Origin of the sequence: Bacillus sp. MUM 13 (assembly GCF_001866725.1) — a bacterium.
GTDB lineage: Bacteria > Bacillota > Bacilli > Bacillales > DSM-1321 > Peribacillus.
In genome coordinates this window covers 1-23,650 of sequence record NZ_MLYQ01000019.1, presented here as the reverse complement: position 1 = coordinate 23,650, position 23,650 = coordinate 1, and the positions used below count along the sequence as shown (strand labels likewise).

Annotated in this window: 26 protein-coding genes; 23 read left to right on the top strand and 3 right to left on the bottom strand. The window is 38.7% G+C overall.

Annotation, left to right across the window (positions count from 1 at the left end):
- Positions 1-186 precede the first annotated feature (186 nt).
- From miaA to spoVK, 3 genes are all read left to right on the top strand, one after another.
- Positions 187-1,140, top strand: a complete 954-nt coding sequence (miaA, locus tag BIV59_RS06565; RefSeq protein ID WP_071350668.1) for a tRNA (adenosine(37)-N6)-dimethylallyltransferase MiaA — start codon at positions 187-189, stop codon at positions 1,138-1,140.
- A 32-nt stretch (positions 1,141-1,172) separates the two neighbouring features.
- Complete coding sequence (gene hfq, locus BIV59_RS06560) at positions 1,173-1,406, top strand: RNA chaperone Hfq (RefSeq protein WP_071350667.1); 234 nt, start codon at positions 1,173-1,175, stop codon at positions 1,404-1,406.
- Positions 1,407-1,807: 401 nt separating this feature from the next.
- The gene (gene spoVK, locus BIV59_RS06555) at positions 1,808-2,761 is read left to right on the top strand and encodes a stage V sporulation protein K (RefSeq protein WP_071350666.1); all 954 of its coding nucleotides are present in this window, start codon (positions 1,808-1,810) and stop codon (positions 2,759-2,761) included.
- Positions 2,762-3,056: 295 nt separating this feature from the next.
- On the opposite strand, the gene BIV59_RS06550 is transcribed toward spoVK, so the two are convergent.
- Positions 3,057-3,668: a trimeric intracellular cation channel family protein gene (locus BIV59_RS06550; protein WP_071350665.1), complete on the bottom strand. Its 612-nt coding sequence runs from the start codon at positions 3,666-3,668 to the stop codon at positions 3,057-3,059.
- Between the two features lie 220 nt (positions 3,669-3,888).
- On the opposite strand from BIV59_RS06550, the gene hflX reads away from it, so the two are divergent.
- The 9 genes from hflX to BIV59_RS06505 all read left to right on the top strand — a co-directional run bounded on the left by hflX (position 3,889) and on the right by BIV59_RS06505 (position 11,480).
- Positions 3,889-5,142 (top strand): GTPase HflX, encoded by a 1,254-nt coding sequence (gene hflX / locus BIV59_RS06545; protein ID WP_071350664.1) that lies wholly within the window; start codon positions 3,889-3,891, stop codon positions 5,140-5,142.
- Positions 5,143-5,154: 12 nt separating this feature from the next.
- Entirely contained in the window at positions 5,155-6,429 is a 1,275-nt protein-coding gene (locus BIV59_RS06540) for a methionine gamma-lyase family protein (RefSeq protein WP_071350663.1), read from the top strand.
- A gap of 161 nt (positions 6,430-6,590) precedes the next feature.
- The gene (locus BIV59_RS06535) at positions 6,591-6,995 is read left to right on the top strand and encodes a MerR family transcriptional regulator (RefSeq protein WP_071350662.1); all 405 of its coding nucleotides are present in this window, start codon (positions 6,591-6,593) and stop codon (positions 6,993-6,995) included.
- Between the two features lie 44 nt (positions 6,996-7,039).
- A complete protein-coding gene (gene glnA / locus BIV59_RS06530; protein ID WP_071350661.1) occupies positions 7,040-8,374 on the top strand; it encodes a type I glutamate--ammonia ligase in 1,335 nt (444 codons plus the stop codon).
- Between the two features lie 790 nt (positions 8,375-9,164).
- On the top strand, positions 9,165-9,431 hold the full coding sequence (locus tag BIV59_RS06525; protein WP_071350660.1) for a spore gernimation protein GerQ: 267 nt from the start codon (positions 9,165-9,167) through the stop codon (positions 9,429-9,431).
- A complete protein-coding gene (locus BIV59_RS06520; RefSeq protein WP_071350659.1) occupies positions 9,428-9,796 on the top strand; it encodes a spore coat protein in 369 nt (122 codons plus the stop codon). The genes BIV59_RS06525 and BIV59_RS06520 overlap by 4 nt, the downstream gene beginning before the upstream one ends.
- An 18-nt stretch (positions 9,797-9,814) precedes the next feature.
- Positions 9,815-10,951 carry a zinc-dependent alcohol dehydrogenase gene (locus tag BIV59_RS06515; RefSeq protein WP_071350658.1) on the top strand — a complete coding sequence of 379 codons (1,137 nt, stop codon included), beginning with the start codon at positions 9,815-9,817 and terminating at the stop codon, positions 10,949-10,951.
- A 17-nt stretch (positions 10,952-10,968) separates the two neighbouring features.
- Positions 10,969-11,184 (top strand): hypothetical protein, encoded by a 216-nt coding sequence (locus BIV59_RS06510; RefSeq protein WP_071350657.1) that lies wholly within the window; start codon positions 10,969-10,971, stop codon positions 11,182-11,184.
- Complete coding sequence (locus BIV59_RS06505; RefSeq protein WP_071350656.1) at positions 11,181-11,480, top strand: spore coat protein; 300 nt, start codon at positions 11,181-11,183, stop codon at positions 11,478-11,480. The genes BIV59_RS06510 and BIV59_RS06505 overlap by 4 nt, the downstream gene beginning before the upstream one ends.
- Positions 11,481-11,534: 54 nt before the next feature.
- On the opposite strand, the gene BIV59_RS06500 is transcribed toward BIV59_RS06505, so the two are convergent.
- On the bottom strand, positions 11,535-12,620 hold the full coding sequence (locus BIV59_RS06500; RefSeq protein WP_071350655.1) for an L-dopachrome tautomerase-related protein: 1,086 nt from the start codon (positions 12,618-12,620) through the stop codon (positions 11,535-11,537).
- Positions 12,621-12,773: 153 nt separating this feature from the next.
- On the opposite strand from BIV59_RS06500, the gene BIV59_RS06495 reads away from it, so the two are divergent.
- The 5 genes from BIV59_RS06495 (at position 12,774) to BIV59_RS06480 (ending at position 17,856) form a co-directional block, all read left to right on the top strand.
- Complete coding sequence (locus tag BIV59_RS06495) at positions 12,774-14,270, top strand: spore germination protein (protein WP_071350654.1); 1,497 nt, start codon at positions 12,774-12,776, stop codon at positions 14,268-14,270.
- Complete coding sequence (locus BIV59_RS06490; RefSeq protein ID WP_071350653.1) at positions 14,267-15,388, top strand: GerAB/ArcD/ProY family transporter; 1,122 nt, start codon at positions 14,267-14,269, stop codon at positions 15,386-15,388. Before BIV59_RS06495 ends, BIV59_RS06490 begins: the two co-directional genes overlap by 4 nt.
- Positions 15,389-16,453 carry a Ger(x)C family spore germination protein gene (locus BIV59_RS06485; protein WP_071350652.1) on the top strand — a complete coding sequence of 355 codons (1,065 nt, stop codon included), beginning with the start codon at positions 15,389-15,391 and terminating at the stop codon, positions 16,451-16,453.
- A gap of 836 nt (positions 16,454-17,289) precedes the next feature.
- The gene (locus BIV59_RS23185; protein WP_139194324.1) at positions 17,290-17,421 is read left to right on the top strand and encodes an FbpB family small basic protein; all 132 of its coding nucleotides are present in this window, start codon (positions 17,290-17,292) and stop codon (positions 17,419-17,421) included.
- A gap of 45 nt (positions 17,422-17,466) precedes the next feature.
- Entirely contained in the window at positions 17,467-17,856 is a 390-nt protein-coding gene (locus tag BIV59_RS06480) for a sporulation protein (protein WP_071350651.1), read from the top strand.
- Between the two features lie 261 nt (positions 17,857-18,117).
- Here the strand turns inward: BIV59_RS06480 and lexA are convergent, their stop codons facing one another.
- The gene (gene lexA, locus BIV59_RS06475; RefSeq protein ID WP_071350650.1) at positions 18,118-18,741 is read right to left on the bottom strand and encodes a transcriptional repressor LexA; all 624 of its coding nucleotides are present in this window, start codon (positions 18,739-18,741) and stop codon (positions 18,118-18,120) included.
- A gap of 156 nt (positions 18,742-18,897) precedes the next feature.
- Here lexA and yneA point away from each other — a divergent pair, with 156 nt between their 5' ends.
- The 6 genes from yneA (at position 18,898) to BIV59_RS06440 (ending at position 23,483) form a co-directional block, all read left to right on the top strand.
- A complete protein-coding gene (yneA, locus tag BIV59_RS06470) occupies positions 18,898-19,209 on the top strand; it encodes a cell division suppressor protein YneA (protein WP_071350649.1) in 312 nt (103 codons plus the stop codon).
- A 16-nt stretch (positions 19,210-19,225) separates the two neighbouring features.
- Positions 19,226-19,879 (top strand): YneB family resolvase-like protein, encoded by a 654-nt coding sequence (locus tag BIV59_RS06465; protein ID WP_071350708.1) that lies wholly within the window; start codon positions 19,226-19,228, stop codon positions 19,877-19,879.
- 62 nt (positions 19,880-19,941) lie between these two features.
- Positions 19,942-20,178: a DUF896 domain-containing protein gene (locus tag BIV59_RS06460; RefSeq protein ID WP_071350648.1), complete on the top strand. Its 237-nt coding sequence runs from the start codon at positions 19,942-19,944 to the stop codon at positions 20,176-20,178.
- A 269-nt stretch (positions 20,179-20,447) separates the two neighbouring features.
- Positions 20,448-20,888 (top strand): sporulation inhibitor of replication protein SirA, encoded by a 441-nt coding sequence (gene sirA / locus BIV59_RS06455; protein WP_071350647.1) that lies wholly within the window; start codon positions 20,448-20,450, stop codon positions 20,886-20,888.
- Positions 20,889-20,973: 85 nt separating this feature from the next.
- On the top strand, positions 20,974-21,189 hold the full coding sequence (locus BIV59_RS06450; RefSeq protein WP_071350646.1) for a YneF family protein: 216 nt from the start codon (positions 20,974-20,976) through the stop codon (positions 21,187-21,189).
- A 536-nt stretch (positions 21,190-21,725) separates the two neighbouring features.
- On the top strand, positions 21,726-23,483 hold the full coding sequence (locus BIV59_RS06440; protein ID WP_083392074.1) for a sigma-54 interaction domain-containing protein: 1,758 nt from the start codon (positions 21,726-21,728) through the stop codon (positions 23,481-23,483).
- Positions 23,484-23,650 lie beyond the last annotated feature (167 nt).

The window sequence follows — 23,650 nt, the reverse complement described above, 5'->3', positions numbered from 1 at the left end:
TTAACATTTATTATGTTATGTCATAGGTGATTTGCCGGATAAGTGGTATGGGGTATGAAAAAAGACAATAAAAATAAATTTATTTTCAGGAATAATTCTTAAATTGATTCTCCAAAATGATTAGAAGTTCAACTGATGCGAAAATTATGGTAAGATAGGGAAAAATAAAATAAGGCAGTGACGGTGTTGGTACATGAAAAATCAAAGCTTATAGTGATCATTGGACCGACGGCGGTGGGTAAAACAAAATTAAGCATAGAACTTGCCCGCCGCTTTAATGGGGAAATAATCAGCGGTGACTCCATGCAGATTTATAAGGGTATGGACATTGGTACCGCCAAAATTACAGAGGATGAAAAAGAGGGTATCCCGCACCATCTCCTCGATATCAAAGAACCTGAAGAATCTTTTAGTGCAGCAGATTTTCAAGAAATAGCTTCAGAATTAATTCACGATATCCACAAAAGGGGAAAAATACCAATTATTGCAGGAGGGACTGGTTTATATATCCAGTCAGTTCTGTATGACTACCAGTTTTCTGAGGCGCCGCAAAATCCTGCTTACCGAAAAGAGCTTGAAGATGCAGCTGCCGAAAAAGGAAATGATTTTGTTTATGAAAAGCTCATGGCAATAGATCCTGAAAGTGCCGAAAAAATACATCCAAACAATATACGGAGAGTAATTCGGGCTTTAGAAATTCATCAATGCACCGGCCAAACAATGAGTGACCAGTTAAAGAAACAGGAATTTGAACTGAAATATGATACAGCAATAATCGGTTTAATTATGGACCGTGAAAAGCTGTACAGCCGGATTAATGATAGAGTGGAATTAATGCTGGAGAATGGACTTGAGGAAGAAGCTCGCCGTTTTTTCGATGACGGATTGAAAAACTGCCAATCCACTCAGGCAATTGGATATAAAGAACTGTTTGGCTATTTTGAAGGAACATGCACGCTGGATGAAGCTGTAGCTGCATTAAAACAAAATTCCAGGCGCTATGCGAAACGCCAGCTTACTTGGTTCAGAAATAAGATGGAAGTTGATTGGTTTGATATGACAGATCAGGAAAATCTGTTGAAAAAAATAGAGGAAATAACAGCTTTTGTTGCAGGAAAGCTTTCAATAAAAGCGAATTAATAAAAGATAGAGAGAAAAGAGGAGGATTTAACATGAAACAATCTGTAAATATTCAGGATCAATTTTTAAATTCATTAAGAAAAGACGGTATCTTTGTTACCGTGTTTTTATTAAACGGATTCCAAATTAGAGGCCAAATAAAGGGATTTGATAACTTTACGGTACTGTTCGAATCAGAAGGAAAGCAGCAATTAGTGTTCAAGCACGCAATTTCCACTTTTGCGCCACAGCGTAACGTTCAGATTGACTTTGAAGCTAAAGAATAATGCCAGAAAGAAAAAAGACAGGTTTCCTTACCTGTCTTTTTTTATGCATAAAGATAATTTGGCTGATTAAATAATGTGATTTCCACTGACACATTGTATAACTCCTCAAAAACCAATTGTTTTTTAAACAAAATATACTGTTATCAATCCCTAAAGAATATATATAAATGAAGGAAATATTTCTTGGGAAAGCGCAGGAAATGACATTCTCCTTAAAAACCTGGGTAAATCAGTACAAAATATGTCGGAAACGCATTCGTGTACATAAACAAAGAGAGAAAATTGTCCGCTTTTGTCTTGAAAACATGAAATGCTACTTTGATTTCTCGATAATCTGAGCGTAGAGGGCATTGGAAATATGGCGGCAGAGGAAGAAAACGGTTTATAAAGAGGTGAAAGATTTGGATCAGCCTATCCGGATGAAAAATAACGGGCAAATAAATATTGTTTTAAGCGGTGAAAAAAGAAGAACTCAAATAAAAGAGCCGCCGGTCAAGGAAATACAGGAAAAGGACTTTCCGGTTCAGCATATTGCTTTAAAAGAGATTGAAGAAGAGATGGGCGCTCTTGTCGGCATGGAAGAAATGAAGCGGATGATTAAGGAAGTATATGCCTGGATTTATGTGAACAAAAAGAGAGAAGAGCGCGGGCTGAAGGCTGGGCGACAGGCACTTCATATGATGTTTAAGGGAAACCCCGGTACAGGAAAAACGACTGTGGCAAGGTTAATAGGAAAGCTTTTTCAAAAAATGGATGTACTGAGCAAAGGGCATTTAATCGAAGCAGAGCGGGCAGATCTTGTTGGAGAATATATCGGGCATACTGCACAAAAAACCCGGGATTTAATTAAAAAGGCGCTGGGAGGGATTTTATTTATTGATGAAGCATATTCACTGGGGCGGGGCGGAGAAAAAGATTTTGGAAAAGAGGCAATTGATACTCTCGTAAAGCATATGGAGGACCGGCAGCATGAATTTATTTTAATTTTAGCAGGGTACTCAAGGGAAATGGATTACTTTCTAACCTTAAATCCCGGCCTCCATTCACGTTTTCCGCTAGTGGTGGATTTTCCGGATTACTCTGTGGATCAACTGCTTGAAATATCCAGGCTTATGCTCAGTGAAAGGGAATATATAATGAACGGTGATGCAGAACGAAAATTAAGGGAGCACCTCTATTTGATAAAATCGTACCGCAGCCTGACTTCTTTTTCAAATGGAAGGTATATCCGCAATGTCCTGGAAAAATCAATCCGTGTCCAATCTATGAGACTTCTCATGGAAGACTCATATGAGCGTAATGATTTGCTCACATTGAGAAGCCAGGATTTGGTCTTTCCAGAGGATGAAGAATAAGGAAGGCCTTTGAAATAGCAAAAGGTATTTGTGGGGCAGCCATAGCCTTCTGCACTTTAGTGAAACGTGGTTTCCGAGCGGGTCCTAACATTTTCATGGCAGGAAAAAATAGATTAAGGAAATGATTCTTCAAGTGATGATGTATTGCCATTTGTTGTTGATGAAAAACTTTGTTTACGTCTCACCATACTGAATAAGGTGCTTTCACTGTTGGATTATTCAGCCGAAAGCACCATGCTCTGTGTGCGCCTCAAGAGAAATCTTATTTGCTTTGGAAGGGAGAGCAGGGCGCAAATTACTTGGCAAGGGACTTCAGTTGTTTATTCGGCAGTTTCCATTTATATATATACGAAAAAACTCTTAATAGGGTAACTAATATGAAAAGGGTATATAGCTGCCATGCGCTTTGGGCAAATCCCATTCCGATAACGGCGCCGATCAAAATGGCCCATACTGCATAAATCTCTTCCTTGAATACAAGCGGTTTTCTCCCGGCGAGCAAGTCTCGTACAATTCCGCCCCCGCTGCCTGTAAGTACAGCAGCAACAATAACTGCGCTGATTGGGTGATTCATCCGGACAGCGAACAGTGCTCCCTGGATTGCAAATGCGGATAATCCGATTGCATCCGTTAAATTCCCCCATCTGTTCCAATGTTTAAGCAGATTTGCGGGAAACAGAAAAACGGCCGTTATTGTTAAAAAAGCGATGGTGAAATACATGCTTTGATTCCACAGGGCAGAAACAGGAACACCGATCAATAAGTTGCGGATCGCACCGCCTCCAAAAGCGGTCACTATTCCAAGGGTATAGACCCCCAAGATATCATATTCTTCTTCCATGGCGATTACAGCCCCGCTGATTGCAAAAGCTATCGTGCCAATTATACTTAAAACTTCCCAAGTCATAGTACTACCTCGATGTAATCTTCATAATTTTTTAGCCAAATAAGATTTTAGCATGTTCAGAAAGATTTACAATGCTTTTGGTAAATTTTTTTGTTCACAAACGCACATTAAAATAGGATTAGACTTACCAAGTTGTTTTTTTTTTAGCAGTGTGCTGGAATTTTGTGTTGATGTATTTTTTTGGTATGATGAAGAAAAGCAAAAGAAAGAGGTGCCTAGCTTGGAACAAAGAGAATATGAAAAGGTAATTCTGATAGGGTGCCAAACAAATGAGGATGATGACCGATATCAATATTCACTGGAGGAATTATCTTCATTAACCAAGACTGCAAATGGTGAAGTGCTGGCAATAGTCACTCAAAAAAGAGACCGCATTCATCCATCTACATATATAGGTAAGGGTAAAGTTGAAGAACTAGCAAACCTGGAAGAAGAAATGGAGCCCGATCTTTTTATTTTTAATGATGAATTATCTCCAAGCCAAATCCGGAATTTATCCAAAGAACTTCAAGCAAGAATTATAGACCGTACCCAGCTGATCCTGGATATCTTTGCACAAAGAGCCCGCTCTAAAGAAGGAAAGCTTCAGGTGGAGCTTGCACAGCTGCAATATCTGCTGCCGCGGCTTGCAGGCCAGGGTGTATCTTTATCAAGGCTCGGAGGGGGAATTGGGACAAGAGGGCCCGGGGAAACAAAACTTGAGAGCGATAGAAGACATATCAGAGGGAAAATCGATGATATCAAAAATCAGCTCAGTACAGTTGTGAAGCACAGGGAAAGATACCGTGAAAGAAGAAAGCGCAATAAGGCTTTTCAGGCAGCAATTGTGGGCTACACCAATGCGGGAAAATCCACCTTATTCAACCGCCTGACAGAAGCGGGATCTTTTGAGGAGAATTTATTATTTGCCACACTTGATCCTATGACAAGAAAGGCAGTCCTCCCAAGCGGATTCAACATACTGATGACGGATACAGTCGGTTTTATCCAGGACCTGCCAACATCTTTAATCGCCGCTTTCCGTTCCACACTTGAGGAAGTGAAAGAAGCGGATGTCCTGCTGCATGTAGTGGATTCATCTAGTCCGGACTATTTTAATCATGAAAAAACAGTAAATAATCTTCTTGCTGATTTAGAGGTTCATAATATCCCGCAGATAACCATTTATAATAAACGTGATCAGCAGCATCCTGATTTCATGCCGCTTTCTAAAGAAACATCATTGGTGATTAGCGCATTTGATCAAAATGATTTAAAATCAGTACTGTCATCCATTGAAGAAACCGTGATTGGCCAGATGGAATCTTATCACGTTTACCTGCCATCCAGCGAAGGAAGACTTTTATCACAGCTGAAGAATGAAAGCATCCTGCGCTCTCTTTTGTTTCATGAAGAAGACGAACAATATGAATGCAAAGGCTATAGCCTAAAGGACCATCCTTTGACGGGCCAGCTGGAGAAATATGCAAAATAAAGGAGTAACATCATGTATCAACATCTGAAAAACGGAAGCATCCTGCAAAAACTTGCTGATGAAATGGAAGGAAAGATTGCTCCATTGAAGCAGGAAGCAGCCAAAAGAGCTGAATCCAATCAGTTTCGGGTGTTGCAGAGCTTTCAAAAGCATAAAGTAAGTGATTCTCATTTTATCCCTTCAACAGGATATGGATATGATGATGCGGGCAGAGACACACTTGAAGAAATTTATGGAGAAGTATTCGGAGGAGAAGCAGGGCTTGTAAGGCCGCAGATCATCTCTGGAACACATGCTATCTCCATTTGTCTTTTCGGTGTCCTTAGGCCGGGAGATGAGCTTCTATATATTACCGGTAAGCCTTATGATACTTTAGAGGAAATTGTGGGTATAAGGGGTAGTGGAACTGGATCACTGAAGGAATTTCATATCGATTATAATACTGTTCTTTTAAATGACGAAGGTAAAGTGGATTATGAAGGAGTCAGGAAAGCAATAACTCCAAAAACTAAAATGATTGGAATTCAAAGGTCGAAGGGATATGCTACAAGGCCTTCTTTCACTATCAGCGAAATCAAAGAAATGATTGATTTTGTTAAAAACATTAATCCGGATCTTGTGGTATTCGTTGATAACTGTTACGGGGAGTTTGTGGAAGAAATGGAGCCCTGCCATGTTGGAGCAGATCTGATGGCTGGTTCTCTTATCAAAAATCCCGGAGGAGGCCTTGCCAAAACTGGAGGGTATATTGTCGGGAAAAAGAAATGGGTGGAAGCCTGTTCTTACCGCCTTACCTCCCCTGGAATAGGTGCTGAAGCCGGAGCCTCCTTATACAGCCTTCAGGAAATGTATCAAGGCTTCTTTCTTGCTCCCCATGTGGTTGAACAAGCCTTGACAGGGGCTATGTTTACTTCAGCGCTTCTTGAAAAACTAGGAATGAATACATATCCTAAATGGGATGCCAAAAGGACGGACCTTATACAGTCTGTGCAATTTGATGATAAAGACAAAATGGTAGCCTTTTGCCAGGCCGTACAATTTGCTTCGCCGGTTAATTCCCATGTTACGCCGTACCCCAGCTATATGCCAGGCTACGAAAATGATGTTATTATGGCTGCAGGCACCTTCATTCAGGGTGCAAGCATAGAACTATCTGCAGATGGTCCAATAAGGCCTCCGTATGTTGCTTATGTTCAGGGAGGACTAACATACTCACATGTGAAAATTGCTGTTCTCACAGCAGCAGATTTCTTAATCGAGAAAAATCTGCTGAATATCGGAAAATAACCGGAATAAAAAAAGTTAAACATCGGCCCCGTGCCGGTGTTTAACTTTTTAGGGAAAGTATTTCGAAAAAAACCCATGTGAGAAAACATAACATTCCTTTGACATTTTTTCTTACGTATAATATGATATCTATATGATGAATAACAAGGAGGATCCGAAATATGAGCGGCAACAGCATTCGGCGTTCAATGCCTCTATTTTCAATCGGAGTTGTCATGCAGCTGACGGAGTTGTCTGCGCGCCAAATTCGGTATTATGAAGAGCACCAATTAATCACTCCTGACAGAACAGAAGGAAACCGCCGTCTTTTTTCGCTAAATGATATCGACAGGCTTCTGGAAATTAAGGAACTATTAGAGCAGGGCGTCAATCTTGCAGGAATTAAAAAAATATTTGCAGTTAAAGAAGAAGCCCAGTTTCAAAAAGAAATGATCAATCAAAATGAAAAACCAAAGCGCGATTTAAGTGATGAAGAATTAAGGAAACTCCTTAGAGCAGAACTGACTCACGGCGGCAAATACCGCACAAGCCTCAGGCAAGGCGATATGTCCCGTTTTTTTCATTAATTTAAATAAATCTTACTTTACATGACTTGGGGAGGAATTTGACAATGGCAAAGTTTACACGTGAAGACATTAGCCGCTTGGCAAAAGAGGAAAATGTAAAATATATCCGTCTGCAATTTACGGATATATTGGGAACGATTAAAAATGTTGAAATTCCTGTCAGCCAATTAGAAAAAGCTCTGGACAATAAAATGATGTTTGATGGATCTTCTATCGAAGGTTTTGTCCGTATTGAGGAATCTGACATGTACTTATACCCTGATTTGGATACATGGGTGATCTTCCCGTGGACATCTGAAAAAGGTAAAGTGGCACGCTTGATCTGTGATATTTATAACACAGATGGCACACCTTTCGAGGGTGATCCCCGTGCAAATCTGAAAAGAATTCTTGCTGAAGCAAGAGAATTAGGTTTCACAAGCTTCAATCTTGGACCAGAACCGGAATTCTTCTTATTCAAACTGGATGCAGCCGGCGAACCTACTCTGGAACTGAATGATAAAGGCGGATACTTTGATTTGGCGCCTACAGATCTTGGTGAAAATTGCCGTCGTGACATCGTGCTTGAACTTGAAGAAATGGGCTTTGAAATTGAAGCTTCACACCATGAAGTAGCACCTGGACAGCATGAAATTGACTTCAAATATGCGGATGCCATTACTGCTTGCGACAACATCCAAACGTTCAAGCTTGTAGTAAAAACTATTGCACGCAAACATGGATTGCATGCAACCTTCATGCCTAAGCCATTATTTGGTGTAAATGGATCTGGTATGCACTGCAACGTTTCTTTATTCAAAGAAAAAGAAAATGCTTTTTATGATCAAAGCGGAAAACTGGAATTGAGTGAAACTGCAGAGCAATTCATTGCAGGAATCATCAAGCATGCTCCAAACTTTACTGCGGTAACCAACCCTACAGTAAATTCATTCAAGCGGCTTGTTCCTGGATATGAAGCACCTTGTTATGTAGCATGGTCAGCTAAAAACCGCAGTCCGCTAATCCGTATTCCAGCTTCCCGCGGAATCAGCACACGTGTTGAAGTAAGAAGTGTCGATCCTGCAGCAAACCCATACCTGGCATTGGCTGTACTTCTTAAAGCAGGCCTGGACGGTATTAAAAACCAATTAACACCGCCTGCCCCAGTAGACCGCAATATCTATGTGATGACAAAAGAAGAGCGTGAAGAAGTAGGGATCATTGACCTTCCAGCTACTCTTTATGCAGCACTTGAAAAGCTGAAAGAAGATGAAGTGATTTGTTCCGCTCTTGGTGAACACTTGCTAGAACATTTCATCGAAGCAAAAGAAATCGAATGGGATATGTTCCGCACACAAGTTCATCCTTGGGAACGCGAACAGTATATGAGCATGTATTAATGCAAAAAACCCCTTGACACCATTGGTGTTAAGGGGTTTTTGTTTGTTGTTTTGGTGGTCAGTTTTATTAATCAAAATCCTAACTGATCACATTTTGAACACTAATATTTAATGACTTTAATTTATTTAACAAGCCAATCATAATTCACTTTAGTAATGCTAACAGATGTGTTATGAGAATAAGTCATGCAAGAGAGCAAATTTTTTGGTCTCTTATTTTTATTGCCTGAATGGTCGATTAATTCATTATCTCTCTTTTCCAGTATAAAACTGGGCGCATCGTAAACAGAAGAGGATTAAAGGTCCCATATGAACCGCAACTGCAAATCGCAGCGGGAAATGGATACAGGTGAGGAGAATAGAACTTCATTAAAAGGGCTCATTAATATAGTTCGAGTATAGCCGTGCCGTATTAAAGCTTAATCAGTCTTCTGGAGACTTCTGAGCTTGGATCCTTTTTCATGATTCGATTTGAGAGTAAAAGCTCCTGTCGATAAAAAGCGGATGCGACTTCCCTTTTGTAACCGCCTGAACTTTTCATCTCTATTTTCTATGACTATAAACCTGTATGAAATCAAATCCATACTAATAATGTGAATTCAAAATTAATTTTAGTCAAAAAATGAAAAATCACTTTATCTTTATGTTTCAGATGATAAAGCAGTTTTTCAGGCTGAATTTACTCTATCCTTATAAGAAATTGGTCTTTGTAAGAAATATTATTACGCATATTTAATCCTATGTTTGGAACAATACAACTGTATTTAGGATAAAAAGGAGGGAAATCAAAATGAGCCAACAAAAATTGGCTGCCCATGAGTCGTTGGATTTACATGAGGCCATTAACTTTAAAACGCTTTGTATCGCTAAGTCTAAATTAATGCAAGGACTGGTTTTTGATGATGATCTTAGGAACTTGATGAAAAAAGATGTTACACAATCGATACAAGATCTGACTGAATTGCAGTCGCTCTATGAAAGAGCACCTTTTCAAGCTCCTGTTCCTCAAAATCGCCCAACACCCATCATTAATGGAAAGGAAGGAACCGTTCATTGAATAATGATTATTTGGACCCGATAAACTCGCTGCATATGCCTGAACTAGCAGACACCACTTTTGCCATGGACTTACTTCTTCGTGCCAAGGAAGGCGTTCGCAACATAGCTGTAGCATTAACCGAATCCGCATCACCTGATGTTCGAGCTGCATTAAGAAAACAATTGATGCAGGGCATTGCGATGCATCAGGAAATATCTGATTTGATGATTGAGAAAAAATGGTTCCATCCTTACGAACTAACAGAACAGTATCAATTGGATCAGCTTTCGGCCAACAATACGATTAAGATTGGCAAAATGAACCTGTTTCCCGTTGAAACCAATCGAAAGGGCATGTTCGATCGGACACCTGATGAACATTAACACTGGAGGTTATATAGTATGAAGGCGGTAACGTATCAAGGGATAAAAAATGTTGTAGTGAAAGAAGTGCCAGCCCCTAAGATTGAAAAACCGGATGACATGATTATCAAAGTAACCAGTACAGCGATATGTGGTTCTGATTTGCATTTAATTCATGGTATGATCCCTAACCTGCAAGAGAACTACATCATTGGACATGAACCGATGGGAATCGTTGAAGAGGTTGGTCCTGAAGTGACTAAAGTAAAAAAGGGAGACCGCGTAATCATTCCATTTAACATCGCGTGCGGTGAATGCCGTTTCTGTAAAGACAATTTGGAAAGTCAATGTGACAATTCAAATGATAATGGAGATATGGGAGCCTATTTCGGATATTCCGGAACAACTGGCGGTTACCCAGGCGGGCAGGCGGAATATTTGAGAGTTCCTTTTGCCAACTTTACTCATTTTAAAATCCCGGAGACCTGCGAGGAACCTGATGAAAAGTTAGCGGTTATTGCGGATGCGATGACCACTGGTTTTTGGAGTGTTGATAATGCAGGCGTAAAGGGCGGGGATACTGTTATCGTTTTGGGATGCGGTCCCGTGGGACTTTTTGCACAAAAGTTTTGCTGGCTAAAAGGGGCAAAGCGGGTGATTGCAGTCGATTATGTGAATTACCGCCTGCAGCATGCAAAACGGACAAACAAAGTTGAAATTGTGAACTTTGAAGATCATAAAAATTGTGGAGAATACTTGAAGGAAATCACTAAGGGCGGTGCGGATGTAGTCATTGATGCTGTTGGTATGGACGGAAAAATGACCGATATGGAGTTTCTTGCCAGCGGATTAAAACTTCACAGTGGTGCATTGGGTGCATTTATCATGGCGACCCAGTGCGTCCGAAAAGGCGGCAATATCCAGGTAACAGGCGTTTATGCGGGGAAATATAACGGATTTCCATTTGGAGATGTTATGAACCGCAATGTAAATATTCGCTCAGGACAAGCACCTGTTATTCACTATATGCCTTATATGTTTGAACTGGTTTCTACAGGAAAGATTGATCCGGGAGATGTGGTCAGCCATGTCCTGCCGCTCAGTGAAGCAAAGCGCGGCTATGAGATTTTTGACACCAAAACAGATGATTGTATAAAAGTCGTCTTGAAACCTTAAGGAAGGAGGATTGAAAAATGAACTATGCCCTACATGAAGTTCTTGAGGTTCAAGAAATGGCTGCTTTTAAAACAAATTGTTTAACCAAATCTAAAACAATGAAAGCGCTGGTTAGTGACTCAAGGCTAAAGGAAATTATGCAGCAAGACATTGATCTTTCCACCAGACAGTTAGAAGAATATACCTCTGTTTTATCTAATGCAAAGCAATCGTTAGGAGCTGAGTATAATTGAATTCATTCATTGAAAACTTAACAGGAATGGATGCACTTTCCGACCAGATTGTTGCGATGGATTTATTGATTGCGGCAAAAAGCGGAGTTAGAAATTACGCCATGGCTGTTACGGAAGCCGGAACACCTGAAGTCAAAGAAATGCTGACTCGGCATCTGGATGAAGCTATTGAGATGCATGAACAAGTTTCCGGTTATATAGTGGAAAAAGGATGGTATCACGCTTGGGATACGAACGAGCAAATCCAATTGAACTTGACAAATATGAAGACCGCTTTGGATTTGCCAACACTATAGATCATGTAAGGAACAGTAAGGAACAGTTTACTATAAACTGTTCCTTATTTGTTGTCAAAATGCTGGAGCAGGCAATTCGTCAATGTTTATGCGAAGCAAACTATACGGTTTTTCTCTCAGGTCCCTGCCATAATGAAAGCGGGCCTGCCGGTGTAATTGGTTCACAATAAGATATAAGTATTTATCCGGACCAATCGAAAACGTATCCGGCCATAAAATCCGCGGGTCATGTGCAATGGTTTCCATGTTCCCGTTCGGCATGATCTTGCGTATGCTGTTGTTTTCATAATCCCCTGCATAGACGTTTCCTTTTGCTCCGGTGATCATTCCGTCAGATGCCCCTTTTTCTCCCCTATACTCTACCAGGGAAAGTAAGTCCGTCTCCGGTATGTTTCTGTCTCTCAGGGCTTTTGTTGAAATGGAGAACAGATAACGGCTAGTTAAAGGACAAAAAAATAATGTCTTACCATCTGCTGATATCGCAATACCATCAGACGCCATTCGGAAGGGAGATATGGAACCGTCTTTATTTCTATTCATCAGTATGTTGCCTTCTACTTTTGGCATAAAATAGGGATCGGGTGATGTAGGTGGGGTTCCGCTTAACCTTCTGAATGCTTTTCCGGTTTCTAAATCCACAACAATGATCCCTCCAGGGCCTTTGGAGGATGAATCTGTAATATAGGCATAACCGGCTTTTCCTACGCGAAAATCAAAGCGAACATCATTCAAATATGTGGTTGGCAGGACTACTTCTTCTGTAAAGGTATACACATTTCTGATTGTATTTGTGTTTAAATCAACGGCGACTAGTTTTGCCCCCCTTTTAATTGGTTCAGAAAAATTGGGTGCTGCTGTATCCAATACCCAAAGTGTTCCCCTTCCATCAGCCACTACACTTTGGACACTGATAAATGACATAGCAACGTTTGCTGGGTTAGCCAAATTTGTTTCTAAATTTGGATAGGGCTGCAATTGGTCTCCTGCAATTTCCGCCACCGTAAATTTTACGTCATCTCCCCATTTCGGAAAGCACACGAAAATACGCCCGGTTTCTGACACGGTAACGCCTGTAGGCATAGCCCCATAAAATGAATGAACGAGTTCTAACTTACCGAAATACTTTTCCATTGGCAGCATAAATTTTCATCTCCCTCATTTGAATGCTGTTTTTCTTGTCCCTAGGCACAAAACATTACAGAGCACTTGGTTTTCTTTGGTTAAAATCTATTCCCCTGAACATAATAAATGCAGGAGCTATTATTAAGGTATTCGGTCAGGTGGTATGTATTGATGTTTCGTAAAAAGAAAAGGGCAGCAGCGAATCAGAAAAAAAATGAAGAGAAAAAAAGGAATACTCATGAAGACGTGACACTTGAATTATTGAAAAAAGTAACAGAGAAAATGGATGATGCTGAAATCGTACAGAGGCAAACAAACAACGGTGTTTCTTTTTCACTTGTTTACATACAAACGTTAATTGACAAGGAGAGACTGAACGAGGCGGTTATTCAGCCGCTTCTCCTGAGCAAGGATCAGACGTTTATTCAGGGGATATCCACCTGTAGCGTTTTAAGAATCCATTCAATAGAAGAAGCCAAAGAACACATGGTGTTTGGTGCTGTTCTCATCCATGATCAAGAGAATAATGAATGGTGGGCGGTAAAACTGGAGAATTCGCTCAGTCGAGCAATCGAAAATTCAGAAGTTGAGACAATAATGTACGGGCCAAAAGACAGCTTTACTGAAAGGATTGAGCAGAATATGTTCATGATTCGGCGGCGTCTGCCTGTCACTGAGCTAAAAGCAGAAAAATTCCAGGCAGGTTCGAATACCAAAACCCAGGTTCAGATGCTTTATATTGAAGGAATTGCCAATCCGGATATCGTCGAAATTGCTCGGAAAAATATTTCTAAAGTTAACACTGACTTGATTTTGGAGAGCTCCAATCTTTCCGCTTTTATGGATGATCATACGCACAGTTTGTTTCCGCAGTTTATGCAGACGGACCGGCCGGACTCATGTGCCTTTTCACTGGGGCTAGGCAAGATCATTATTTTGCTAAATGATACACCTTTTGCGCTCATCGCCCCCATTACCTTTTTTCATCTGTTTCAATCTCCAGAAGATTATGTTCATCGCTGGGTGATTGCGAGTTTTTTACGGAGCCTTCGTTATTTTAGTTTTTTTATAGCCATTACTCTGATTCCTCTTTATGTCGCATTAACCACTCATCATTATCAGATGATTCCGCTCCAGATTCTGTATGTACTCACGGAATCACGGACCAAACTGCCATTCACTCCATTTTGGGAATCAGTGATCATGTTGGTTATCATTGAAATTATTAAAGAAGCGAGTTTACGGATGCCGACAAAAACGAGTCAGACGATTGGAGTGATTGGTGGTATTGTTATCGGACAAGCTGCTGTCGAAGCGGGATTTGCCAGCAAAGTGTTGATTGTTCTCGTGGGAATCTCGGCGATTGCGTCATTTTTAGTGCCGAATTATTTAGTCACAAAAGCAACTACCGTTCTTCAATTTTTGATTCTTATACTTGCATCATTTCTGGGGATCTTGGGGATTGCCTTTGGATTGATTCTTCTGCTCGCTCATCTGAATGCTCTTTCTTCCTTAAAACAGCCATTTTTTGCACCAGTTGCTCCGCTTTACTGGAGAGATTGGAAAGATCTTTTTGTTCGCGTACCATTGCCATGGGCAAAGCTGCGGCCGGAATATTTGAAGACAGTGAAAAAATGGCGGGTTTCTAAAGGGGAGGGGAGCGAATGAGCAGCAGATTTCAGTTGTTTGATCGAACTGCTGTTATGGGAAGCGGTTATATCTTTGCCATGGTGAACCGGATGCAAATGCTGTACTATGTATTAATTTTGCCCAAACATTTGGTCCATCCTTATATGATGGCAGGGATCCTTGGGGTGGGATTTCTTTCGCAGGTCAATCTTTTGATTTTGTCAAAATTTTTAACATCAAATTATTATGTTCTAGGTTATCGCGGCTTTGTACAACTATTTAGCGAAAAGCTTGTCCGATTCTTTGCACTTCTGGGCTTTTTTTTCATTTTAATTAAAGTGATCGTGACCACTTTGGGGTATGTCGAAATTGTCCACCAATTTATGTTTCCCTCGATGAAGACGAGCTGGCTTATTTTCTTCTTGATGGCATCCGGGTTTTATATCGCTTCTCAAGGGATGGAGAAAACGATTCGCTTGTCCATCATCGGTTTTTTTGCCACGATATGGGTGATTCTTGTCTATATTCCATATTTTTTGCCGCCGATTGCCGAAACTCATCATTTGTATCCGTTGGTGCCTGCGGCGAGTTCATTTCCTTCATGGTATGGACTGTTCATGATTTGGTCTGCCCTCTCTGGACCTGAGTATTTAGTTTGCCTCGGCCCCTGGATCGGCCCTAAGGAAAAGATTTTAAGGGGAATGAGTATAGGCAATGCACTGTCAGTCTTTGAATACCTTGTTCTGTTTGTGGCTTGTCTTCTATATTATGGTTCACCATACTTGGAGAAGATGAGCTTTCCGGTTGTGAACATGATCCGCTATCTGCAGTCACCCGTTTTTGAAAGGGTGGATCTTATATTAATTTCCCTAAACATGATTTATTTTCTCTATTTGATTGCCCTTTTTTTACTATGTTTATATGGAGCAATAAGAATCGTTTCAGGGAGAATAAACATCGAGACGAATCGTAAGGGATTTTTAGGAAGTATTATTGCCGTTTTTATATGTATGCTAGTCATTAATGGTTGGTACTGGAGGGAAGGAAAGGAATTAAATGTATGGGTAACTCTTCAGCTATGGCTGGGTGCAATAACCTACCTTTTGGTTCCTTCAGTACTTGCCATTGCAATGAAATGGAAAAGGGGGCAGTCTTAGATGAAGTCTTTTTTGTCCATCTTTTGTATCCTCCTCATTATTTCAGGCTGTTCATCACCTTATGTTGAAGACAATACTGTTGAGGAGATTGCTCCGGTCACGTTTTGGTCCCTGAATCAAGGTGAAGGAGGCAAACTGAAAATAACGACCCTCGTCCCTCCGGTTACTGATGAGAAAAAAAAGCTGTTTTCACTGAATGTGGATTTATTAAAGCAAGGGAAAAAAGAATTTAACCTGAAGTTTTATCGGGAGTTGAAGCTTGGCCAACTTCGCGTGCTGATCATTAATGAAAAACTGGCAAAAAAAGAAGTCATCTCGTTAATTGATACGATCCTCACTGATCCTGATGTATCTCCGCGTCTTTTTGTTGTATTGGTCAGAGGAAGCTTTGAAGATTTTTTAGAAAGTGAAAACAAAATGGAAAAGAATCTGGATTACAACCTTTACCGGATGTTCAGGCATTATGAAAGAAGAAATCAAGGGGAAATGAGCATCGTCAATTTGCATGAATTTATGGAAAAGGTCTACTCTCCTTATTCGGATCCAGTGCTTCCGTTATTTAAGGCAGACAAAGATAATTTTACGTATGAAGGAACTGCTTTATTTAATGAAAATAAGTATGTGGGTTCCTTTAATAAAAGGGAAGACCAAATGTTTCAGCTCATTGCCAATGACCACTATTTAAAGAATCTTCCCATCCCGCATCTCAATGTTTCCTTGGGTCAGGTACGCTCAACGGTTCATATGCAGGTCGATGATCATTTCAAAACGTTAACCATTCATGTTAAGCTAAAGGGAAGAATTGATGAATACCGAGGACACCGAAACATACTCAGCCGAACGGAAATGAATAGAATGAACCACGATATCGAGTCTTATTTCCAAAGGGAAACCGTGAGGCTTGTAAAGGAAACACAAAGGTTAAAGATAGAACCGCTGGAAGTGGGAGGCCATACGCTTTCTCCCTTGGTTCATCCAATGACACGAAGGGTATGGCTGGACAAATATGAAAAGATGAAGGTTATTGTGAAATACTCAGTGAAAATAGAACCGCTAAGTTTGTAATTTTAATAAGGTTTACACCTAAAAGAAGCCAGCATTTTTATTTGGAGCAAAAGTATTAATCCATAATAGGAAAAACACGAGTATCCACACGGAATTGATCTAGGCTGCCGAATTTCATGGGCCTTTTCTGATATGCCTATTTTTCCTATGCATGCTTAGAAAAGACCATGTGAAATAGGTCTTTGGCATGATATGGCTTAGACGAACCAAAGAAGTGATTTTATAACAGAAAAAGAAAACATTTACGGAGGAACACTTCTTAAAAACAGGCATGTGTGAGGTGTATGCATGGAAGAGCGTGTATAAGATATATACTTTGATACATCCTTGAGCGGGCACAACTTAAAAGCAAATAGAGTATTCACTGATTCATGTTTGGCTGCTGCTGGTTCTTATTACAGCGCTGAACGGCTGGGCATACTCGATTGAATACTCTTGCAGTATCAAAAACCTGATTTTATTAACGTTTAAGTAGTCTTAACTAAACATCCTGCCTATTTGGCAGAAAAACTGATTATGACTGATTGAATGGAACTGTTATTCATTACGGTATGACATTGACATTAACTATTAAATATAGTAAACTTAAAATAATTAAATGAATCGTTCTCCTGAAGGGGAGTAGCTTTTACAGCAAAGTCGTCATTACGGAATTCATTCCCGGCTTTGCTGGCAGCTTAATGCTGTTAGCGAGACCTTTGCCAATTTGGTAAAGGTCTTTATTTATGAGAAAAAGCCTTTACCATTATAATGGTTAAAGGCTTTTTCTGTTGTTAATAACTAAAACAGATTAAATCCTAAGGGTGGCATTCAAAGAAAAAAAGAGGGGTGTCCAAATGAAAAAAAGAAAAATCTCCATGAGGGAATTAGTGGAAAAAAATAAAAAGGAACTTATGAAAGATAAAGTGTTGAATGAAAAAATAGAAAAAAGATTAGAAGATAAATATTTAAAAATGAAATATCAATAAAGGTCAAAAGAATAGTTAAAAAAACAAACAAAGGAATGGATGTTCATGATCTTAAGAAAATATATGTCTATGTTAGGGATTGGTGCAGCAAATATTGATCTCGTATTAGAAAAAAACACATATAAGAAAGAAGAACTGGTATATGGAGACTTTGTAATCAAAGGAGGTACCATAGAGCAGCAGCTCAAACGAATTGAATGCAGCTTTATCCAGGTTAGTAAAAATGAAAAAAAACAGAAAATCATTGAATCTTCGACCATTTTAACATCAAGAATAATAGAACCAGAAAGTATTCATAACCTTCCATTTATGTTTAAGCTTCCGTTCTCTATAGAACCCTCGGATCAAACAACATCTCATTTTTTCAGGACGAGGCTGATATTTGATGAAGGAATGGAAAGCAAGGATCAAGACGGGATCAAGATAATCGGATAAAAAAAGTTAAATAAATTAATAGATTATTGCCACTTGAATCCATTTTTGACAATACAGTACAGGCACCACACGTCTTTTAAGGCTGTGGTGTTTTTTTATTAATATAAATACCGGGTTAATAACCTGAATCCTTTCAAAAAGCCATCCGGAAATTGATATGATGAAAAACAGGGATTAGCAAGTTATGATTTTTAAAAAAAGGAAATTCTATCTATGAATATATCAGCATATATTAAAAAAAAGCGCAATAGCATGCGCTTTTTAATGGATATTTCTATAAAGGCCAATGACTTTCCCCAATATAGCTACATTTCTCAAAATGATAGGGTCCATCGAAGAGTTTTCAGGCTGAAGACGTACAAAATCCTTTTCCTTAAAAAATCTTTTAACAGTGGCCTCGTTTTCTTCAGTCATAGCAACAACGATATCCCCGTTGTTTGCAGTGCTTTGCTGTTTAACGATAACGTAGTCGCCATCTAGTATTCCTGCTTCGATCATGCTTTCACCCATAATTTCAAGCATAAATACCTGTTCATCATGTGAGGCCATGCTTTCAGGAAGCGGAAAATATTCTTCAATATTTTCAACAGCTGTAATCGGCAATCCTGCTGTTACTTTTCCCAGGAGAGGAACGTTCACAACTTTGCTGCTTGGAATGCTGCTGCTTTCTTCCATTTCCAATATTTCAATAGCCCTTGGCTTAGTTGGGTCTCTGCGGATTAATCCCTTGCTTTCCAGGCGTGATAAGTGCCCGTGGACAGTCGAACTGGATGCCAAACCGACTGCTTCGCCAATTTCCCGTACGGAAGGCGGATATCCTTTTTTGCGCACCTCATCTTTAATGAATTCTAAAATATCCTGCTGTCGTTTAGAAAGTTTTGTCATACGCACACCTCTTCTCAAAATCCTTTGTCTCATTATAACATGCTGTTTTAAGAGATACAAACATAAGTTCGAATTTCTGTTGACTAAAAACACACGTTCGTATTATACTGTTCATATAACAAGCGAACAAATATTCGATTTGAAAGGAAGATTGTTATGAGAAGCCTAGTCAAAAAGCATTCTTATACTTTATTATTAGCAGGTTTAGTTTTTGTTCTTTCATTAATTTATTCTATTAATCTTAATAACGATGGCAAACAATCCTATCAATCAGTAACTGTGCAATCGGGTGACACGCTATGGAAGATAGCTGATCAATATAAAACAGAAGATTTGACAAAAGTTGAATTCATTGATTGGATAGAAAAACATAATGATATATACTCCAGAACCCTTAAACCGGGGGACAATATCATTATTCCAGTAACTAAAGGAGAACTTGTCAGTAACCTGGCAAGTGAACAATAAAAAAGGTTGGGAAAAAATGAATGCAATGATATACTGCCGAGTCAGCACTGAAAAATCCTCACAGGAAACATCTCTTGCCAGGCAGGAAGAAGAATTATTAAAGCTGGCGGATAAATTAAGTTTCGAAGTCTGTGCCACTATCAAAGAGCAAGCGAGCGGATATGAGCTGAATAGAGACGGGATATTTGAAATTCTCGATTTAATCAAAGATAAGAAAGCGAATGCCTTGTTGATACAGGATGAAACAAGACTAGGTCGGGGAAATGCGAAGATAGCTCTTTTTCATGTGCTTATCAAAGAGGGGATTACTATTTACACGCTTTCGCATGAAGGTGAAATTGAATTATCGGATTCTGATGCCATGGTAATAGAAATTGTCGGCATTGTTGAAGAGTATCAGAGAAAACTTCATAATCTAAAAATCAAAAGAGGCATGCTCCGGGCAGTAGAACAAGGATTCCGGCCAGAAAAAAACCTGAAAAACCATGGCAATCCTGCCGGCAGAGAGAAAAAGGAAGTTCCGGTCGAAGAGATCGTTCGCTTAAGGATGAATGGGCTGACCTTTGAAGAAATTTCAGCAACTTTAAGAGGATTTGGCTATAAGGTTTCTAAGGCAACGGTCCACCGCCGTTATCTTGAGCATCAAAAAGGGATAGAAAGTCAGTCATAGAACTTGTTTTTTTCGATGATTTTATATAACATGACAGTATCAGAAAAAGAAGGAGCGAGACGATGCTGTCGAAAGAAAAAATCGCCCGTATTAATGAATTGTCAAAGAAGTCAAAAGCAGAAGGCTTAACAAATGAGGAAGCGAAGGAGCAATCTAAGCTTCGAAGTGAATACCTTCAGACTTTTAGAAAATCAATGTCCGATACCCTAGAAAACGTGACAGTGATAGATCCAGAGGGCAATGATGTCACGCCCGATAAAATTAAAGAAATTAAAAGCATGAAAAAAAATCTGCATTAAACATTGCAGCTTGGAAAAAGAGAATGCATAAAATATGTATTCTCTTTTTTTAATAGCCTGAAATTTTTGGAATTTCGAGTGAGTTACCTTGAAGAAGCCCCAAGCTAAGTCTGTTTCCAATTTATTAGGGTGAAGTAATTGATAAAAAACCTCTCAATAGTGAATGAATTATGTTTTCGACAAAATCATTTAATTTTTTTATCATATAACAACATTTCTTTCCGATAATAGCAGATATAATAAGAAAAAGGCTGTTAGGAGGCGTTGTATTGAGAAATTATCGGATATATCTTATAGAAGATGAATTTGCCTATCATTTTTATGGCAGAGAGAAGATGTTTTTCAATTTGTTTTTGGAGTATACTAATGCCTCTGGTGAGAAGAAGAGTATTTTGCAAAAGCAAATCGAATATGTTACAAAAACGATACCAGAAAACCAGCTGCAGTCAGAAATAAAGAATAAAACAACAAAAAAAAATAATATAACGAGTCAGAATGGTGTTTATCTCTTAGACAATACAAATGGATTCAGTAAAGCAGCTCTAATCATCCATGTCGATTATTTGGCTTTAAAAGCAGACGGCAATTTTGAAGCTGAAACTGCATTTTTTGAATGCATTAGAAAATGTGACTCCAATTTTCTTGCTCTTGATTTCGATAACAATCGATATGGCTGGCTAAAACCGATAAAAGAGAGAAAATTTGTCTAAATAGAGGACTTTCTACTGCGCAGTATTGTATAATATTCCTTGGTCTAGTACACTGTATGATAGACAACATGAAGGAGGAAATAGTATGTGGGTATACATTCTAGTTGGTGTTCTGGCATTAATGGTCGGAATAGCATTAGGATTTTTCATAGCTCGGAAATACATGATGGACTACTTAAAGAAAAATCCGCCAATCAATGAACAAATGTTAAAAATGATGATGATGCAAATGGGTATGAAACCTTCCCAGAAAAAGATCAATCAAATGATGAGTGCTATGAACAAGCAACAAACAAAATAAATCCTGATATATCAAGGGTTTATCACTTGATTGAAGGCAATTATAGGACAAGCTTTTCTAAGAATACGATGTAGAGTGAATTTTTCATCGGAATTTTTATACTATAATTGGTGTATCTTTCATCAAACTAATCCGAAACCACTTTTTCTATTGGAAACTAAACCAATGAAGGGTGGTTTTTTTGTGTTATTTGAGGATGTTTTAGGTATATGTACCACTGTCAAGCTAAAGGATACACAGAAAAGACGATGAAAAATAAACGCGAAGAGTATAAGCAGTTGAAGTTTTATTTGAAGGATTCATCACTTTGCTGTTTTCCATATTTAAAAATTTCCAAATACAAGAAGTGCGTCAAAAAGTTGGATATGCTCTTAAAGGCCTGGTTTATAGGACTTTCTATTTAATAGACAGTTTAACTTAAGTAAAGACATAACTCTTCTCTATGCTCTTATTTTTATTGTAATTTTCAGATTAATGTTATAATAAACATAACATTAATCCAAAAATATATTGTTGGTGATAGGGGTGTTAGTTGAGTGACCCATCGAGAACACAGCAAAAACATCCATAAAAAGCTGATACAAGAATTTAAATTAAATGACTTTATTGAGTTAATGGAACATCCGTCCATGTTATTTCATGAGGGGGGAGATGTTATATTTTTCAACGAGTCCTCCAGGAACATCTTCCACTTAAGTTATGACTTTTCTTTTCAAAAATCTCAGCAGACATTTTTGAGTCAACAAATTATAAGGATGGATATAGATTTTTTGGAAGAGTTTTGTTCTATAAATGACATTGAGTATTACAGGTCAGTACGAAAAATTCGATTCGGTGATGTAATATTTCTATTAGAAACCCTTGATCCTTTATGTGTATTTGAAAGAAAAACCAAAGAATTGGCCAACCTCAAATTTACCAAACAGATTATTGATTCAGTACATGATGGTATATATATTGCAGATGAAAGGGGATTCACACTTCATGTGAATAACAGATACTCTGAAATTACCGGGATTAAAAATGAAGAGGTCCAGGGACTTCACGTTTGTGAGCTGGTTAACCGTAAGTATTTTGATAGTACCATTACTTTGAAGGTTATTAAAGAAAAAAAGAGAGTTTCAATCTTACAAAAAATTAAAAATGGACACCGGCTCAGGACTGTAACAGGAAATCCTATTTGTGATGAACAAGGAAATCTAATGATTGTAGTTAATACTGTACATGATATGACAGAATTAAACCGATTAAGAGAATCACTCAAAGAACAGGAGATTACCAATACGAAACAAAAAATTGAGCTGCAGATACTCCGTTCTCAAATGGCAGAGGTTCCAGAGTTAGTTGGCAATAGTGCGGCCATTGGATCAGTTAAGATGAAGATAAAAAAAATATCCGAAATTGACTCCACCGTATTGATTTTAGGTGAAACAGGTTGTGGTAAAAATGTAGTGGCCAGGGCTATTCATAAATTGAGTGATAGGGCCTCTAAGCCTTTTATTGAGGTCAATTGTGGGTCAATCCCAGAACATTTAATAGAGTCGGAATTGTTTGGGTACGCAAATGGGGCATTTACTGGGGCAACCCGAGGAGGTAAGCCAGGATTATTGGAGGTTGCTAGACATGGCACTATATTTCTAGATGAAATTGGGGATATGCCATATCATCTTCAAGTAAAATTATTGACTTTTCTTCAAGACAAAAAAATCAGACGTGTGGGTGATACAGCTTCCATTGAAGTTGATGTTAGAGTAATTGCAGCAACACATAAAAATCTTAAGCAATTAGTTGATGAAGGAAAATTTAGAGAAGATTTGTATTATCGTCTGTCTGTGGTACCAATTCATCTTCCAGCTCTTCGAGATAATAAAGATGATATCTATGTACTTACTGAACATTTTTTGAAAAAATACAGTAATAAATATAAACGCTCTATACAATTATCTAAAGCAGGTTACCTTGCACTAGAGAGTTATAGTTGGCCAGGTAATGTTCGAGAATTTCAGCATTTAATTGAACAATTAGTAGTGCTTACCGAAGGTAATATGATAGAAGTACATGATTTACCGGAACATATTCATTCAAAAAGTTTATTAAGGTCTACTAATGCAGTCAAACTGGATGAAATAGTCCAAAACATAGAGTTTCAAGTTATTAAAGAAGCTTGGGAGCAGTTAGGGGATGTAAACTTGGTTGCTGATCGATTAGGCATTCACCGGACGACTTTAGTTCGTAAAGCAATTAAGTTGGGATTAAATCTTAATAAAAAGGGTAAACCCACCTCCACCCTTTAAACATAAATTTATTTCATTGCACGCGGGAATTCTGTACGTTTTATAAATACATAGTGATGAGGTAGTATGTCATTCATCCTTATTTAGAAAAGTCACTTCTCGTTGGAGAAGTGACTTTTCTATGTTTTACCATGAATTACAATCAACAAATCGTGCAAAGTTGCACA